10 protein-coding genes, 2 tRNA genes and 1 pseudogene are annotated in these 16,792 nt (G+C 70.9%); 6 read left to right on the top strand and 7 right to left on the bottom strand.

Annotated elements, in window-relative coordinates:
* Window positions 1-409 precede the first annotated feature (409 nt).
* Complete coding sequence (locus ACZ6TV_RS02090) at window positions 410-2,281, top strand: adenylyl cyclase (RefSeq protein ID WP_465294349.1); 1,872 nt, start codon at window positions 410-412, stop codon at window positions 2,279-2,281.
* 267 nt (window positions 2,282-2,548) lie between these two features.
* Entirely contained in the window at window positions 2,549-3,910 is a 1,362-nt protein-coding gene (locus ACZ6TV_RS02085) for an FAD-binding oxidoreductase (RefSeq protein WP_465294347.1), read from the top strand.
* A 67-nt stretch (window positions 3,911-3,977) separates the two neighbouring features.
* Here the strand turns inward: ACZ6TV_RS02085 and lysS are convergent, their stop codons facing one another.
* A complete protein-coding gene (gene lysS, locus ACZ6TV_RS02080; RefSeq protein WP_465294345.1) occupies window positions 3,978-5,669 on the bottom strand; it encodes a lysine--tRNA ligase in 1,692 nt (563 codons plus the stop codon).
* 265 nt (window positions 5,670-5,934) lie between these two features.
* Between lysS and ACZ6TV_RS02075 the strand changes: the two genes are divergently transcribed.
* Entirely contained in the window at window positions 5,935-6,363 is a 429-nt protein-coding gene (locus ACZ6TV_RS02075) for a hypothetical protein (RefSeq protein ID WP_465294343.1), read from the top strand.
* Window positions 6,364-6,477: 114 nt separating this feature from the next.
* On the opposite strand, the gene ACZ6TV_RS02070 is transcribed toward ACZ6TV_RS02075, so the two are convergent.
* Both ACZ6TV_RS02070 and ACZ6TV_RS02065 read right to left on the bottom strand, forming a co-directional pair.
* Window positions 6,478-6,550: transfer RNA gene (locus ACZ6TV_RS02070), tRNA-Arg, on the bottom strand.
* A gap of 44 nt (window positions 6,551-6,594) precedes the next feature.
* Window positions 6,595-6,685, bottom strand: a tRNA-Ser gene (locus ACZ6TV_RS02065).
* Between the two features lie 738 nt (window positions 6,686-7,423).
* Between ACZ6TV_RS02065 and ACZ6TV_RS02060 the strand changes: the two genes are divergently transcribed.
* Window positions 7,424-8,686, top strand: coding sequence for a hypothetical protein (locus ACZ6TV_RS02060; protein WP_465294341.1), 1,263 nt, complete (start codon window positions 7,424-7,426; stop codon window positions 8,684-8,686).
* 67 nt (window positions 8,687-8,753) lie between these two features.
* On the opposite strand, the gene ACZ6TV_RS02055 is transcribed toward ACZ6TV_RS02060, so the two are convergent.
* From ACZ6TV_RS02055 to ACZ6TV_RS02045, 3 genes are read right to left on the bottom strand one after another with little or no spacing between them, the layout of a single operon-like run.
* Window positions 8,754-11,747: a S8 family peptidase gene (locus ACZ6TV_RS02055; protein ID WP_465294339.1), complete on the bottom strand. Its 2,994-nt coding sequence runs from the start codon at window positions 11,745-11,747 to the stop codon at window positions 8,754-8,756.
* 28 nt (window positions 11,748-11,775) lie between these two features.
* Window positions 11,776-12,525 (bottom strand): CPBP family intramembrane glutamic endopeptidase, encoded by a 750-nt coding sequence (locus tag ACZ6TV_RS02050; protein ID WP_465294337.1) that lies wholly within the window; start codon window positions 12,523-12,525, stop codon window positions 11,776-11,778.
* Between the two features lie 57 nt (window positions 12,526-12,582).
* On the bottom strand, window positions 12,583-13,695 hold the full coding sequence (locus ACZ6TV_RS02045) for a globin domain-containing protein (RefSeq protein WP_465294335.1): 1,113 nt from the start codon (window positions 13,693-13,695) through the stop codon (window positions 12,583-12,585).
* A 235-nt stretch (window positions 13,696-13,930) separates the two neighbouring features.
* Between ACZ6TV_RS02045 and ACZ6TV_RS02040 the strand changes: the two genes are divergently transcribed.
* Window positions 13,931-14,404, top strand: coding sequence for a pyridoxamine 5'-phosphate oxidase family protein (locus ACZ6TV_RS02040; protein ID WP_465294333.1), 474 nt, complete (start codon window positions 13,931-13,933; stop codon window positions 14,402-14,404).
* Between the two features lie 640 nt (window positions 14,405-15,044).
* Window positions 15,045-15,635 carry a peptide deformylase gene (locus tag ACZ6TV_RS02035; protein WP_465294331.1) on the top strand — a complete coding sequence of 197 codons (591 nt, stop codon included), beginning with the start codon at window positions 15,045-15,047 and terminating at the stop codon, window positions 15,633-15,635.
* 84 nt (window positions 15,636-15,719) lie between these two features.
* On the opposite strand, the pseudogene ACZ6TV_RS02030 reads toward ACZ6TV_RS02035, so the two are convergent.
* Window positions 15,720-16,715, bottom strand: a pseudogene (locus ACZ6TV_RS02030) (helix-turn-helix domain-containing protein); the annotation flags it as partial.
* Window positions 16,716-16,792 lie beyond the last annotated feature (77 nt).

The following is a 16,792-nucleotide window of genomic DNA, read 5'->3' as shown; positions in this document are numbered from 1 at the left end:
GTGCGCGATGACGCGCACATAAGGGCGGACCAGGACCGGAGACATGCAGCGAACGTAACGGGCATCAGCGCCGACCGATCCCGTCCGAGCAGGGTGAACAGAAGAATCACCCTCCGCCTCACCCTGTGCGTTGGAGCGCTTTCACAACCGTGTCCGCCGAAGTATCCCCGGATGGATCGCGCGGAAACGTCCGTATTTCGCATGCCCGGAGCGCGGTTTCGGCGAAATCGGGGGCGCGAGAACGTAGCGCACGGCGGATTTACACGGTAGAAACAACACGCTGGAGAGAGCGCTCTCACGTGGCGCCCGGCGAGGACCGCGAGCTCCTCCTACACCCCATCACCGTGTACCTCACCCGCCCGCACGATCGAGAGGACGCACCCCTATGACGATCCAGTCCGAGCATTCCGTGAGGCGGTGGTACAGCCGGCGCAACATCGGCAGGGCATTCGTGCTCGGCGTTGCGCTGACGACCGCCACCGCCACGATGGGGACGGCGGCCGGCGCCCACCCGTCGCAGGGCGGCTCGCAGGACCTGGGCCCCAACGTCACCGTGTTCGACCCGAGCACGCCGGTCAGCGAGATCCAGGCCAAGCTCGACGCGACCTACGCCAAGCAGGTCGACAACGAGATGGGCACCGCCCGCTACGCGTACTACTTCAAGCCCGGCACGTACGGCACGGCCGACCAGCCGCTGCAGTTCAAGGTCGGCTACTACACCGAGATCGCCGGTCTGGGCGCGTCCCCCAACGACGTCGTCATCAACGGCAAGGTCGAGGTGTACAACCGCTGCCTCGAGAACGGCGGCACCAGCAACTGCCTCGCGCTGGTCAACTTCTGGCGCACGCTGTCCAACCTGTCGATCAACGTCAACGGCAAGGGCCAGGACGGCTGCCGCGGCTCGGCCAACTTCTGGGCCGTGTCGCAGGCCGTCTCGCTGCGCCGGCTCAACGTCACCGGCGGCAACCTGTCGCTGATGGACTACTGCACCGCCGGCCCGCAGTACGCCAGCGGCGGCTTCATCGCCGACTCGAAGGCCGGGACGATCGTCAACGGCTCGCAGCAGCAGTGGCTGACCCGTAACAGCCAGGTCGACAACTGGTCCAACGGCGTGTGGAACCAGGTCTTCTCGGGCGTCGTCGGCGCCCCGGACGACTCGGCGTTCCCGAACCCGCCGTACACCACTCTCGCGCAGACCCCGCTCAGCCGGGAGAAGCCGTACCTCTTCGTGGACGCCAAGGGCAGGTACCAGGTCCGCGTGCCGAGCGCCGCGAAGGGCACCAGCGGCATCTCCTGGGCGAACGGCCAGACCGCGGGCCGCAACATCCCGCTGTCGGACTTCTACGTCGCCAAGCCGGGCGACTCGATCGCGAAGATCAACCTGGCGCTGCTCACCGGCAAGCACCTGCTGCTGACCCCCGGCGTGTACGACGTCGCCAACAGCATCCAGGTCCGCTGGCCCAACCAGGTGGTCCTCGGCATCGGCCACGCCACGCTGACCGCGGTCAACGGCGCGACCCCGCTGGAGATCGCCGACGTCCCGGGCATCGTCGTCGCCGGTGTCACCATCGACGCCGGCCTCAAGGAGTCCGACGTCCTGCTGCGTGTCGGCCGCGAGCACAACTGGCTGCGCATCAGCGACCCGAAGAACCCGACCACGCTGTCCGACGTGTACTTCCGCGTCGGCGGCCCGCACATCGGCAAGACCGACACCGCGCTCGAGGTCAACAGCGACAACGTGCTCATCGACCACACCTGGGTGTGGCGCGGTGACCACGGCGTCGAGGGCTTCACCGGCGGCGTCAACGGCGACAACCAGCGCTGGGTCACCAACACCGGCCGCTACGGCGCCGTCATCAACGGCGACAACGTGACCGCGACCGGCCTCTTCGTCGAGCACTTCCAGAAGTACAACACCGTCTGGAACGGCGAGCGCGGCACGACGGTCCTGTACCAGAACGAGCTGCCCTACGACCCGCCGACGCAGGCCGACTGGATGAACGGCAGCGTCAAGGGCTACGCCGGTTACAAGGTCAACAACAAGGTGAAGACCCACAACCTGTACGGCGCGGGCGTGTACGTCTTCAACCAGAACAACCCGTCGATCCAGACCGAGAACGGCTTCGAGGTCCCGAGCACCCCGGGCGTCAAGCTGCACCACATCATGACGGTCAACCTGAGCGCCGGCGTCATCAACCACGTCGTCAACGGCGTGGGCAACCCGGCCGACACCAGCATGATCGGCGTGCCGATCTACCTGGCGGACTACCCGGCGGCGTAACGCCCCGGCACCACCACGGTGGGCCCATCGCGATCCTCGCGGTGGGCCCATCACCGTTTCTGAAAGTTTCGGCCGTGTCCCCTGGTCGCGGCGCCGCCGCCTGGACACCGGCGGCGGTGCCGCCATGAACGGCGACTGACCCCCCGGCGGCCGTGGTCGCACGGATCGGCCGGCCCGGCGGTTCAATCGCAGCGGGTCGTGTTCGTGACGGCACCGAGCGTCACTCAGAGATACCGTCGCCGGACATCGCAAACCCTGGGAGGCGCAATGACCGCCATCGGTGTGTCCGGGATCGGGACCGCTGTCGCAAGGCTTCGGCCACTGCTCGGGGAGCGGCTGCTCGTGCCGGACGACGTCGGCTACGACGCGGGCCGGCGGGTGTGGAACGCGGCCGTCGACCGGCGGCCGGCGGTGATCGCACGGTGCACCGACGCGGCCGAGGTCGGCGCGGCGGTCAGGGCGGCGCGGGAGGCCGGGCTGCCGCTGTCGGTGCGGGCCGGCGGGCACGACTGGGCCGGGCGGGCGCTGCGCGACGGCGGGCTGGTCGTCGACCTGACCGGGATGCGCCGGGCGGCGGCCGACCCGTCGGGGCGCACCGTCACCGTCCAGGGCGGCGCGACGGCCACCGACCTGCTCGCGGCGGCCGGCCCGTACGGCATGGTCACCGCCACCGGCGTCGTCGGCGGCGTCGGCATGGCCGGGCTGACCACCGCCGGTGGGTACGGGCCGCTGATCGGCCGCTACGGGCTCGCCCTGGACAACCTGCTCGGCGCCGAGGTGGTCCTCGCCGACGGCAGCACCGTGACCGCCGGACCGGACGGCGACCCTGAGCTGTGGTGGGCGCTGCGCGGCGGCGGATGCAACTTCGGGGTCGTCACCGGGCTGCGGTTCCGCCTGTACGAGCAGCCGACCGTGCTCGCGGGCATGCTGCTGTTCCCGTTCCCCGAGGCCGCCGCGGTCCTCGCCGGCTATGCGGAGGTCGTCGCCGGCGGCCCCGACGAGCTGACCGTCATGACCGGGTTCCTGCCGGGGCCGGACGGGCCGATGCCGTTCCTGTGCCCGTTCTGGTCCGGCGCCGACGTCGCCGAAGGGGAGCGGCAGATCGCCCGGCTGCGGTCGCTCGGGCACCCGTTCGTCGACCAGGTGGGTGTGCTGCCGTACGCGGCGGCGCTGAGCATGTTCGACGCCAGCATCGCCGGCGGCAACCACTACCTGCTGCGCAGCCGCTGGCTCCCGGACGTGTCGCCGGCCGCCGCCGGGGCGCTCAGCACGGCCGCGGCCGCGCTCACCTCACCGTTCTCGACGCTGGTCGTCAACCACTTCCACGGCGCCGCCGCGCGGGTCGACCCGGGCGCGACCGCGTTCGCGAACCGCCGGCCGCACCATCCCGTCGAGGTGATCGCGGTCTTCCCGCCGGGCGACCCCGCCGACCGGCACCGCGCGTGGGCCGACTCGGTCGTCGAGGCCCTCGAGCCGGTCGCGCTGCCCGGCGCCTACCCGAACCTGGTCGGCCCGGACGACGACGAGCGGGCCCGCGACTCGTACGCCGGCAACCTCGCCCGGCTGATGGCCGCCAAGCGCACCTACGACCCGGACAACGCCTTCTCCGCGATCCCGGCGCTGCTGTGACGCGAAAGCCAACCGGACCGACCGGCCCCGGCGAGTCGCCGGGAACCGGTGGTCGGGTGCTTCCGGGTCAGCTGAGCAGGGCCCGGACGCGGTCGGCGCCGACGGCGAGGAGCAGGGTGGGCAGGCGCGGGCCGGTGTCGCGGCCGACCAGCAGGTGATACAGCAGGGCGAAGAACCCGCGCTGGGCGACCTTCAGCTCCTGCGTCGGCTTGGTGTCCATCGGCAGGCCCGCCATCATCTTCGGCACGCCGTACAGCAGCGTCGTCAGGCCGTCGAGGGACCAGTGGTCGTCCAGGCCGTCGAGCAGCAGGCGCAGCGACTCGCGCTGCTCGTCGGTCAGCGAGTCGAGCATCGCCTTGTCCGGCTCGTCGCGCACCTTCGTCCGCGACTCGGCCGGCACCTGCGTGTTCACCCAGTGCTGCGCCCGGTCCAGGCGCGGCCGGACCTCGTCGAGCGACGTGATCGGCTGCTCGGCGTCGAGGTCCCGCAGGATGCGCAGGGTCTGCTCCGCCTGACCGGTGGTGATGTCGACGATCGAGGCGAGCGTCCGGTACGGCACCGGGCGCGGCGTGCGGGGCAGCTCGACGGTCGCCGTCCGCGACGCCCGCAGGTAGGCCGAACGGTCGGCGGGCCCGGCGGCGTCGGTGGTGAACCGCTTCTCCAGCGCGTCCCACTCGTCGTAGATACGCTGGATCTCCTGGTCGAACGCGACCTGGAACGACTGGTTGGGCCGGCGCCGGGCGTACAGCCAGCGCAGCAGCGGCGCCTCCATGATCTCCAGCGCGTCGGCCGGGGTCGGCACGGCGCCGCGGGAGCTGCTCATCTTCGCCATGCCGCTGATGCCGACGAACGCGTACATCGGGCCGATCGGCTGCTCGCCGTCGAACACCTCGGTCACGATCTGCCCGCCGACCTGGAACGACGACCCGGGCGACGAGTGGTCGACGCCGGACGGCTCGAAGATCACTCCCTCATACGCCCAGCGCATCGGCCAGTCGACCTTCCACACCAGCTTGCCCCGGTTGAACTCCGACAGCAGGACGCTCTCGGTGAACCCGCACACGCACGTGTAGGTCAGCTCGGTCGTGTCGTCGTCGTAGGCCACGACGGTGGTGAGGTCGGTGCCGCAGCCGCCGCAGTAGGGCTTGTACGGGTAGTACCCGGTCGCGGCGGTGCCGTCGTCCTCGCTCGCGGCGCCGGAACCCTCGGCGGCCTCGGCCTCCTCGGCGCTGACCTCCTTGGCCGCCTTCTTCTTCGTCCGGTACCGGTCGAGAACGGCATCGATCTTGGCGCGCTCGCGCATGGCGAGGAGGATCTGCTCGCGGTAGGCGCCGGACGTGTACATCTCCGTCTGGCTGATGCCCCGGTATTCGACGCCGAGCTCCTTGAGCGACTCGATCATCGCGGCCTTGAAGTGCTCGGCCCAGTTCGCGTGCGGGCTTCCCTGCGGCGCCGGTACGCCCGAAAGGGGCTTGCCGATGTGCTGGGCCCACGACGGGTCGATCCCGGCCGGCACCTTGCGGAACCGGTCGTAGTCGTCCCACGAGATGATGTGCACCACGTCGTGCCCGCGCCGCCGGATCTCGTCCGCGACCAGGTGCGGCGTCATCACCTCACGAAGGTTGCCGAGGTGGACCGGACCCGACGGGCTCAGCCCCGACGCGCAGACCACGGGCTTCCCCGGCGCCCGGCGCTCCGATGCCGCGATGACCTCGTCCGCGAACCGGTCGACCCAGTCGTTGTCTGTCTCACTCGCCACGATCGCCCACTCTTCCGTCACCGACTCAAATAGAAGAGGCCCCCCACCTGCGGTGGGGGGCCTCTTCTGCCGTAAGCGCGAAGGGATTCGAACCCCTGACCTCCTGAATTCTATTCCGACCGGGCGAGCCGTTTTCGCAAGCCCCCTGCGGGCTCGCCCCGGGGCCGGGCCGCGGGCGAGCCGGCCTGGCCGGTTGCGTTCCGTGCGCCCGTCCCCGGGAGGTGCGGCATTGACATGGCATGAGGCCACGTGTTGACCTGTGGCTATGGGACCGGCCTCAGCGGAAGAACAAGAACCGGTCGTCCGGTCGATTGGGACTGACCGCCAGATCGTCGTTCCGTGGTGGTATTACGCGACAACCGGATTCATCGCGGGCGCCGCGGTCGTGGCAGCCGCCCTCCTGCCGCAACAGATCGCGGGCATTTTTCTCGTCGCTGCCGCCCTGCTCGTGGGAGTGATCAGCCGTATCGCGGCGAAGGCCTCGGGAACTTCGCTGCCCGTCCCGGCCGGCGCTGCCGGCGTCGGCTATCTGGTGGTCTTGACGGTCGCGGTGATCGGGTCCTTGATCGTCGCGTGGACCGTGGTCCGCCCTGACGGTCCTTCCTGGCTCGCCTGGATCCTTGCCGCCGTCGTGCTTCTGGTCGCACTCAGCGGGACGTGGGTGGCCAAGACGGGCCGTGCGGCACAGACCTGAGCCCTGAGGCTCGGGCTGCGGGTGGCGAAGCCGCGCCGGCGAGTCCGGGTGGGGTTCCTACGGAAAAGAGGCGGTTGACCTGCGTTTCCGCAGCCCAACCGCCTCTTGATGTTGCGCGCCCGAAGGGACTCGAACCCCTAACCTTCTGATCCGTAGTCAGATGCTCTATCCGTTGAGCTACGGGCGCTCGGTGCTCGCCTAGTGTACACACCAGGTTTTGCGGGTCTTACGCGGAGGCTCCGGGATTCGAACCCGGGATGGGCTTTAAAACCCAAACCGCATTAGCAGTGCGGCGCCATAGACCGAACTAGGCGAAGCCTCCAACAACCCCTGTCACCAGGAGCCGCCGTCCGAGGATACAGGGACAGCGAAGGACCGGGCAAAGTGGGTGTACCCCCGGCGCGTCGCCCCCGTCCGGCGGTCCCGCCGGTCGCACGACAGGTGCCAAACCCGCAGGCGCATTACGCTCTTGCGAATGGAAGAGGATCCCAAGTCCACCGAGCCTCCGGCTTCCAACGAGACCCCTTCCCGTCCTCGGGTCCTCGGCGACACTTCCCTGCGCTTCGAACCTCCGCCGCAGGAGACCGCCGCGGACACGCCGCCGCCGGCGGCCGCTTCGCCACGCCCGGCGACCACCCCGTTCGGTGCCCCGCCGCCGGTCCCGGAGACCGACCGTCAGGCGGCACCGCAACCCCGCTCCCCGCGCCCGGCGGCCAAGCCGGTCACCCCCTTCACCCCGCCGCCGGCTCCCGCACCCGTCAAGAAGGCAGCACCCGCCGGGCCACCACCCGCGCTGAAGGCGGCTCCAGCGACGAAGCCCACACCCGTGCAGGCGCCCCCGCCGGTGAGCAATGCGGCGCCCACGGCAAAGACAGCGCCCGCGACCAAGGCAGCACCTGTGACGAAGGCAGCGCCCACGGCAAAGGCGGCGCCCGTGAAGAAGGCGGCGACGCCTGTGACGAGGGCAGCGGCGAAGAACGTTCCAGCGGCTCGGCAGCCCGCGCCACCGGCAGCCATCGAGCCAGTGGCCCCGCCGACGGTGGTGACTCCGGCAGACGTGGTGACTCCCGCAGCGGCGGTCCCGCCGGCAGAGACGGTCGCTCCCGCAGAGGTGGTCGCTCCGGCCAAGAAGGTGGCCAAGAAGGCAACAGCGAAGAAGGCACCCGCGAAGAAGGCACCCACACCGGTCGTCGAGCCCCCGGCGGAGGTCGAGCCGGTGGCGAAGGCTGTTCCCGCGAAGAGCGCCCCGGTGAAGAAGGCTCCGGCCAAGAAGGCCCCGGCGACGAAGGCCGCCGCCGCGAAGAAGGCGGCCGTCAAGGCGACCTCGACCCAAGAGGTCCTCTTCCCGAAGCCCACAGCGCCGACGGACCCCACGACTCAAGCGATCCCCGCCACCCAGACAGCGCCCGCCGCGGAGGCGGAGCCCGTTGCTCAGGCAGAACCCGCCACGCAGGCGGAGCCCACACCCGCCGCAGAGGCGGAGCCCGTCGCTCAGGCAGAACCCGCCACGCAGGCGGAGCCCACACCCGCCGCGGAGGCGGAGCCCACACCCGTAGCTCAGGCAGAACCCGTCGCTCAGACGGAGCCCGCCGGCGCGGCGGCCGCCACGACGACGCCTGTCGAGGTGGCGGAGGAGGGGCCGGTCACGGTGGGCGAGGCTGACCCGACCGACCTCGGGGTGGTCGAGGCGGAGGGGCGGGGGATCAATCCCGCGTACCTGCCGGAGCTGCTCGCCCTGGCCGCCGTGGCGAGGCTCGGGGAAGGGGCCCGGCAGCGGGTCGAGTGGTATGCGCTGAACTATCCCGGGGCCGGCGGGGACGCGGTGTCCAGGGCGATCACGCGGGAGTTCGTGCGGCGGGCCAGGAGGCAGGGGTTCGCGGCGGGGGCGGCCGGGTCGCTGGGGTTGCTGATCGAGGCGGCCGGGGTCAACTGGTTGCACGCGAAGCTGGTGCTGCACCTCGCCGCGGCGCACGGGCACGATCCGCTGGATCGGCAGCGGGCGGCTGAGCTGCTGGTGCTGCAGCGGGTGTACGCCGAGGTCGCCACCGCGGAGGCCGCCATCATGGCGGCGGAGCAGGCGCAGCGGTCGCGGCGGGCCGGGCCCGGGGTCGGGGTGTCGAGACTCGCGGGTCCGCTGGGGCGGACGATCGGCGGCGGGCTGTTGCAGGCCGTGGGGGTCAAGGTCGCCCGCAGGGCGGTGCCCGGCATCGGGCCGGTGCTCGGCGCGGTCGCCGCGGTCAGGTCGACCGAGGCCATCGCGATGCGTGCCACCCGCTACTACCGCCGCAGGTCAGGCCTGCTGACCCAAGCCGCCGAGGACTGACCCCGAGGCCCCGGACGCCCAAGCCACGGACACCCGAGGCCACGGACACCCGAGGCCACGACCGGCATCACCGCCGCAGGTCCGTGCCGGCAAAAGCCGAAGCCCGAGCCCCGGAAGGCAGTGCCCCACGAGCCCCGGAGGGCAAGGCCCCGAAAGAGGGCCCGGAGGAAAGAGCCGGCCCGGCGGGCTGCTTGCCGATGGCGATCGTGGTCCAGGCCCGAGCCGCGGTGCCGTCGCCGAACTCGACCATGCCCAGGTAGCGCTTCGCCGGGTCCAGGCCCTTCCAGGCGGCGGTGAAGGTGACCTTCTGGACGGGCTTCACAGGGGCGACCGACGGCGTCACGGTGTAGTTGCCGGCCGGAGCGGCACCGACGAGGAACGTGTGCGCCTTCACCGGTTGCCCGTCGGCGGCGGCCGGTGCGTTGAAGCGCACCACGTACACGTCGAAAACGCCGAGTGACGTGAGCGCGACCTCCTCGTCGGCGGTGGTGCCGTCGCTGCGGCCCACGAGTTCGCCGTCCTGGTAGACGTAGAGGTCGACGTCGGTGCCCGGGGCGTGGTCCGCCGCGTACGTCGCGAGGCGGCCGAACTCGGTGCCCGCCGGGACGGTGACGGTGAACTTGAAGACGGCGGGGCCGGTGGCGGGCGCGGTGGGCACGAAGGCGGCCGTGCTGCCGACGAGGTTCTGCTGGTTGACCGTCGAGGCGGTGAGGCCGAACAGCTTCGTCGTGACGTTGCCGGTGTACCCGCCGGTGAGGTCGATCGTGGTGCTGCCGGCCGCGCCGGAGCCGGTGACCTCGCCGGGGCCGGCGAGCGCGACGGGACGGGCGCCGATGGGGCTGCGCACGGTGTGCCCGCGCAGGTCGGTCCAGGTCAGTGAGCCGAAGGTCCAGGTGCGGAAGGCGCCGTCGGTGCGCCTGATGGTGACCTTGAAGGTGGCGGTCTGGCCGGCGCCGACGGTCATGGTGCTGGGGCTGACGGTGACGGCGAGGCCCTGCGGCTGGGTGACCGAGGCGACGTAGACGCTGGGCTGGTCGGAGACGTTGGTGACGGTACGGGTGACCGTCTGCGTCCCCGGCAGCGCGGCGACGGCGATCGACGGGTAGTTGAGGTCGCTGGGGTCGGCCTCGCCGACGGTGGCGCACCAGTCACTGACCAGCTGGAGCTGGCCGAGGCCGCACGCGTAGCGGGCCCAGTCCTGCGGGCCCGACTCGTAGACGAGGCCGGGGTCGAAGGCGCGGGCGGGGGCGACGTGTCCGGCGCCGTAGTCGAACGGGCCGGCGATCTTCCCGGCGCGCTGGATCATGCCGTCGCTGTTGTCGAAGACGCTCGCGGTCGTCATGAGCGCCGACTGGACCGCGGACGGCGACCAGGTGGGGTGCGCGGCGCGGATCAGGGCGGCGATGCCGGCGATGTGCGGGCTGGACATCGAGGTGCCGGATTCGCCGTCGTACAGGTTGCCGTGGTGCCCGGCCGGGGAGACGCCGGCGACGATGTCGACGCCGGGTGCGGTGATGTCGGGCTTGATGAGGTCGCCGCCGCCGGCGAGGGCGGGCCCGGCGGAGGAGAAGGCGGCCATCGCGGGGGCGCGCGGCACCACCTTCGACACCGCGGACAGCGCGGCGGTCGGTTTCGTCCCGCGCACGTACGCCTTGATCGCGGCCCCGGCGACGTGGTCGACGTGGACCGTGGGCACGACGTGGTAGTCGGCGTTGAGGGAGTTCTCGTCGGCGTTGTAGAGGATCATGCCGATCCCGCCGGCGTCGCGGACGGCGATGCTCTTGTCGGTCCGCGGGTTGACGCCGCGTTTGCAGAGCACGATCTTGCCCTTGACCAGTGCGGGGTCGAGCGCGCCCGGGTAGCAGAGCTCGACCTTGTCCGCCTCGGCGGTCTTGAGGCCGGCGGTGACGGAGTCGACGAGGGGCGCGGACGGCACCGCGGGTCCCTGGCCGGCGCCCTGGTAGGTCTTGCCGTTGCCGAGGGTCACCGACTTGTCGGCGCCGCGGTCGTGGGAGCTGGCGGCGACGGTGGTCACCCAGGGCGCGTTGTGCGCGACGGTCGACGGGTCGGGGCCGCTGTTGCCGGCGGAGGTGGCGATGAAGACGCCGGCCGCGGCCGCGTTGTAGAAGGCCAGCTCGATCGGGTCGACGATCAGCGACTCGGAGCCGGAGACGGAGTAGTTGATGACGTCGACGCCGTCGCTGACCGCGTCGTCGACGGCGTCGAGCAGGTCGGCGGTGCCGCCGGAGCCGTCGCCGTCGGCCTGCCGCCACAGCGCCTTGTAGACGGCGATGCGGGCGGCTGGTGCCATGCCGGAGACGTTGCCGACGGCGTCGCCGTTGATGGTGGCGGGGATGTCGTGCAGGCCGCCGGCGGTGGTCGCGGTGTGGGTGCCGTGCCCGTCGTAGTCGCGCGGCGAGTGGAACTCCGACTCCCAGCCGCCGAAGCCGCTGCCGTCGTAGAAGCGGGCGCCGATGACCTTGTTGTTGCAGGTGATCCGCTGCTGGGCGGTGCCGGTGCCCTCGTCGCACTTGTCGCCGCCGGTGTTCCACTTCTTGTCGATGACCGCCTGGTCGGGGCGGGGCTCGGGGAGCGCGGCGAGGCTCGGGTTCTCCGGCCAGAAGCCGGTGTCGATGACGCCGATGATGATGCCCTCGCCGGCGCGGGACGGGTCGCCGAACTGGCTCGCCCAGGCGCCCGCCGGGCCGGTCAGGCCCAGGAAGCCGGGGGTGGAGATCGTGTCGACGGTGCGCCGCTCGTCGGCCCACACGTGCCGGACGCCGGGGGTCTGCTCGACGCGGGCCTTCTGCGCCGGGGTCAGGGCCGCCGCGAAGCCGTTGAAGGCCGAGTCGTATTCGGCGACGGTCTCGCGGATGCCGGCCCGCCGGAGCACGGTCGCGCGGTTGTCCCGGATCGGGGCCCGCGCGCTCTCCTGCCGGCCGGCCGGGTCGCCATCCAGCTGCACGATGTAGAGCGACGTGTCCGACCTCGCCTGCGCCGCGACCGGCACCGCGAAGACGGATGAGGCGACGAGGGTGATGGCGAGAAGGATTCGGCCCACTCAGCCAGACTAATTGTGGCGATTTGCCCTATCTCAGGAACGCCAAATGATCCTTGAGCAGCGCGTACCCCACGAAGGAGACGATGTCCAGGATCGTGTGGGCGACGATGAGCGGCATGACCCGCTTCGTCCGCTGGTAGAACCAGCCGAAGACCAGGCCCATGACGAAGTTGCCGATGAACCCGCCGAAGCCCTGGTAGAGGTGGTACGACCCGCGGATCGCCGCGCTGGTCACGATCGCCACCCACGGGTTCCACCCCAGATCCCGCAGCCGGGTCAGCAGGTAGGCGATCATGACGATCTCTTCGAGGACGCCGTTCTGCAGTGCGGCGAGCAGCAGCACCGGCACCGACCACCAGTGGGTGCCGAGCGCCTCCGGCACGATCTGCGCGCTGATCCCCAGTTCCTTCGCGGCCCAGACGAGCGCGAGCCCCGGCAGGCCGATCAGCGCGGCCAGACCGGTGCCGTAGCCGAGGTCGGAGGCCGGCCGCACGTCGAGGCGCCAGTTCGCGTGGTCGCGGCGCAGGAGGTACACGGCGAGCAACGGAGCGACGAAGCCCAGACCCGTGTAGACCAGCTGGTATGCGAGATCGAGCCAGGGCCGGTCCGGGGTGATCGACGGGTTGAGCGTCGCGGTCTGCTCCGAGAGCGGCTTCACGTAGGTGAGCCGGTCGATGATCGCGAGGATCGACAGGATCGCGGATCTGCCGAGCGACACGCCGAGCAGCAGCAGCACCTCGACGCGGACGGCGCGCTTGTCGATCAGCCCTTCGATCACGGGCGAAACTGTAGTTCGGCGGGGGCGCCGCCCGCACGAACGGCGCCCCCGCCGGTATCACGAGTCCCCGAAGGCGTCGTATTTGATGCGAATTGCGGGGACCTGCATCTCCGCGAGGGTGCGCAGGGTCGAACGCACCATCTGCGGCGAGCCGGAGACGAAGAAGTCGTGGTCGTTCCACGGGCCGTAACGGGCGACCACGTCGGAGATCTTGCCGTGCTCACCGGGGAACTCGGGGTCGTCGGCGGTGGCGGCCACCACCGAGAGCCACGGGTAGCGGGCCGCGAGCCGGTTGAGGCAGGCCAGGTCGTACAGGTCGTCGCGGTTCCTGGCGCCGAAGAAGACGTGCACCCAGCGGGTCCGGTTGGCCCGGGTCATCTCCTCGATCAGCGCCTTGATCGGGGCGAGGCCGGTGCCGCCGGCGACGCAGACGATGTCGCGGGTCGAGCGGCGGTCCAGCACCATCGACCCCATCGGGGCGCCGAGCCGGATCATGTCGCCCGGCTGGACCTTCCTGACCAGCGCCGAGGACACCCAGCCGGCGCCGACGGCGCGGACGTGGAAGTCGATGGAGCCGTCCTTGCGGGGGGCGTTCGCCGCGGAGTACACGCGCCACAGCCGCGGCTGGTATTTGCACTCGACGCTGATGTACTGCCCCGCGCGGTACTCCAGCGGCTGCAGCGGCCGGCACGTGATGACGGCGATGTCCTGGTTACGGCGCTCGTGGTAGAGCACCTCGGCGTGCCAGTAGGGCGGGTTCGTGGAGTCGGCCTCGGCGCCGGCGATCATCTTGGCGGCGATCACCGCGTACGCGTCGCGCCACGCCTGGTCGAACTCGATCGTCCACTCCTCGCCGGCGAACGTGCGCAGGGCCTCCATCAGCGCGTCGCCGACGACGTCGTAGTGTTCGGGCTGGACGTGGAACTTGCGGTGGTCCCGGCCGAGGGACAGCAGGTACTCGGCGAACGTGTCAGGGTCGTCGACGGTCTGCACAGCGGTGACGATCGCGCCGAGAAGCCGGGAGCGCTGTACGTCCATCTGGACCGGGAAGAGGTCCCTCAGCTGCGGGTTGTTCAGGAACATGCGCGCGTAGAAGTAGCTGGCGAGCTTGTCCTGCTGCTCCTCGACGAGGCTCCAGCTCTCCTTCAGTAAACGCGACAGATCGCTCATCGGTGCCCTTCGCGGTCAAACGTAGGTGCCGTAGGAGAGCCAGCGTCGCTACCAGGGACGACCACGCATCGCACTGACTGTGCGACGTCTCGTGTTCGCCGATTGTTTTCCACTCGACGCGCCGCTGGTAGGCACTGGACAGGTGGGCCGTTCGGCTGCGTCGCACTGACTGTCCGGCCGTCGCACACGGCCGGTGTTTGGCTGTGGACAGGTGACCGTTTCACGGAGGTGCATCGTGCCGACCCTGTCCGACCGCGACCTTGCCCAGGACCTTTCCCGCGAGGTCTCCACCGAGCTCGACGACCGGATGCAGCTCTTCGTCCGCCGCCAGGAGATGCTGTTCGTCGCGACCGGCGAGCCGGACGACGGGCACGACTGCACCTTCGTCACCGGCGGCGCCGGCTTCGTGCGCGTCCTGTCCCCGGACCGGCTCGCGTGGCCGGAGTTCGACGACGCGAGCCTGTCCGAGGCGATCACCGACATCGAGCGCGACCCGCGGGTCGGCCTCCTCTTCGTCGACTTCGCCCGCGGCGCGATCGGCCTGCACGTCAACGGCAAGGCGAAGGTGCTCGACGACGACGCGATGCGCCGCGCCTACCGTGCCCTCAACCTCGACCCGACGCTGGACCTGGTCGCCGACCGCCGCCCGGCGCGCTGGATCACCGTCTACGTCGAGTCGGCCTACATCTCCGCCGCGGGCGAGCTCTAGCCGCGCTCCCGGACAGCGACGGAGGTCGCTGCCACATATTCCCGGCCAGCTATGCAAGGGTTCACACCCGGTTCACCGTCATTCACACTAGGTAGATGGGTGCGAGCCGGGCTCCCCGCGGTGCGGACCGCGCGGACACCGACGTCACGGCCGCACAGGTGGCCTGCGCCGCCGAGCCGCGCACGCACCGCCGGCAGGGCCGGCCCCACAGGTCCGCTTCGAAGACGAAAACGGGTCGGTTCGCCGGGCTCGCCGATGACGTACTGCTCGGCGGCGGGGACATCGAAGACCCGCGGAAGGCATGGCCCAGGGCCGGCGGAGGTGATCCGCCGGCCCTGCGGGCGTCGCCCGCTTCTCCTGCCGAGTTCCGGATCCACGCCGGCGCCTTGCCGCACGACGCCGGGCGGTCCCGCCGGCTCGGCGTGCCGCCGGACTTCCCGCACCGCCTGCCGCCGCGCGTCCGGGCACGACCATGGCCGCCGGCGGGCTCCTCGGGCCGACGGGTTCGCAGATCGATGAACGACCGGATGACGGCCGGTCCATTTGGTCATGGTCAAACGCGGATCCGGGGTTCGGTCACCGGTCCCGCTTTGAGTGGCGATTCGGCAACCCGCCCTCTCGGCAACCATAGGAGCGAGCAATGACCAGCGACGTGGCCTCCGGCCGTGACACGACGGACAGCCTGCGCCCCGGCAGGCGCAGAGCCAGCGAGGTGATGGCGGGTCTGGGCATCGTCCAGCTCGGCAGCCCGATCCTCACGTCCGGCACCAGGCCGTTCAGCTTTCCCGACGACCGCGATGAGGCGCTGCGGATCCTCGACCGGCTGACGAGCGTCGCCGACGCCGTGGAGCGGGAGCACGAGTTCACCACCGGCGCGATGGGCCTGGCGGCGCCGCAGGTCGGCGAGCCGCGCTCGATGGCGGTCTTCCGGGCCGCCGGGACGCCGCAGCTGGTGCTGGTGAATCCCCAGGTGGTCACGGTCGGGCCGGCCGACCGGCAAGACTGGGAGGAGACCAGCGAGGGCTGCCTGAGCTTCTTCGACTTCCGCTGCGTGCTGCGCCGCCCCCGCACCGCGGTCGTGCGCTACCGGACGATCACCGGCGAGGCCGCCGTCGCGACCTTCGACCAGGGCCGGCTGGCCCGCGACGTGCTGCACGAGGTCGACCACCTCAACGGCGTGCTCTGCCTCGACCATGTCGAGGCAGGAAGCCCGGCGATCTTCGTGGCGTAGCGGGGGTTGCTCCGAGCCCGGTCCGCGGTGGTGGGCGGTGCACCGCGGACCCGGGTTTCACGAATGGTCGGCCGGTCCCGTCGTCATGCTGTCGGCGGCCTCGTCCCAGCCGTCCGGCTCCTCGACCGCCCCTTCCGGCCTGACCCCTCTGAAGCGCCATTCCAGCCGGTAGAAGTCGTGCAGGGTCGCCGACTCGGTGTGCCACGAGAACGTCGCACGGTCGCCCGGGCCGAGCTCCTGCGTGATCGGGGTCCGCAGCGGGACCTCTTCCGCGGTGAGCGAGGTCTGGACACCCCACACGACCGGACGCATGTGCGCCGGGAAATCCACCTCCACGGTCAGCTGGCGGGTGGGCAGCCTGATGGCCCTCTCGAACCAGTGTCCCCACTTGTCGATGCCGATGTGCCAGGAGTAGGCGATGGTGGTCCGCTGACCTGGATACAACGGAAAGCGTCCCTGGGAGTTCTCGAAGAGCAGCCACAACTCCTTGAGGGTGTCGCGGTCGGTCTTCGCCCGCCATTCCATCGGCTCGCCGGCGCACGACGCGACCAGCCGCAGCTCATCCAGTGACAGAGGATGGTCATGGTGATGGCGGTTGGAGCGCGCGGGATCGTCCGGGTAGCGGTCCACGGAGATCCGCACCAGGTAGCGCGTGACCGGCTCGGTGCCGGCGTTGTAGAGCGCACGACGGACCGTGCACCGATATTTGCCGTCGACGTAGGACAGCCGGGCGGTCTCCCGCTCCACGACCAGCCCCGTGCCAGGCGGCAGCCACTGGTCGGGCACCGGTGGGTCACGCCCGGGCGGCCCGACCCGGCTACGGGCGGTCGCGCGCAGCTCGTCGTACTCCTTGTACCGCTGCCAGATCACCCCACCGCTCTGCAGGATCGACTCGGCACGCCGGGCGAAGTCCTCGGTGGGGCGGTGACGGCGGGCCTCGACGTGGCTCACGTAGGAGGCGTCGAACCCCATCGCGGCGGCCAGCTGCTTCTTCGACATGCCGCGGTCGAGGCGCCACCGCGCGAACTCCGCGACGAACGCCTCTGACGCCCGCTGCACGGGAGAGTCGCTCGTTGTCATGTCCGGCCCAGCCCGCAGGGAGACGGCCCCTGCCCGATCAGTGTCCCGTGGGTCACCGGCCGAACAGGTCAAGCGGA

It is taken from the genome of Dactylosporangium sp. NPDC051087 (assembly GCF_055586325.1).
Note: the sequence above shows the minus strand (reverse complement) of the source record. Positions and strands in the feature narration are given on the sequence as shown.

What these genes read in the sequence shown, in the direction of transcription:
- ACZ6TV_RS02085 (WP_465294347.1), top strand. Translation starts at nt 2,549, where the DNA reads ATGACCGCCATCGGTGTGTCCGGGATCGGGACCGCTGTCGCAAGGCTT.
- ACZ6TV_RS02075 (WP_465294343.1), top strand. Translation starts at nt 5,935, where the DNA reads ATGGGACCGGCCTCAGCGGAAGAACAAGAACCGGTCGTCCGGTCGATT.
- ACZ6TV_RS02035 (WP_465294331.1), top strand. Translation starts at nt 15,045, where the DNA reads ATGACCAGCGACGTGGCCTCCGGCCGTGACACGACGGACAGCCTGCGC.
- ACZ6TV_RS02045 (WP_465294335.1), bottom strand. Translation starts at nt 13,695, where the DNA reads ATGAGCGATCTGTCGCGTTTACTGAAGGAGAGCTGGAGCCTCGTCGAG.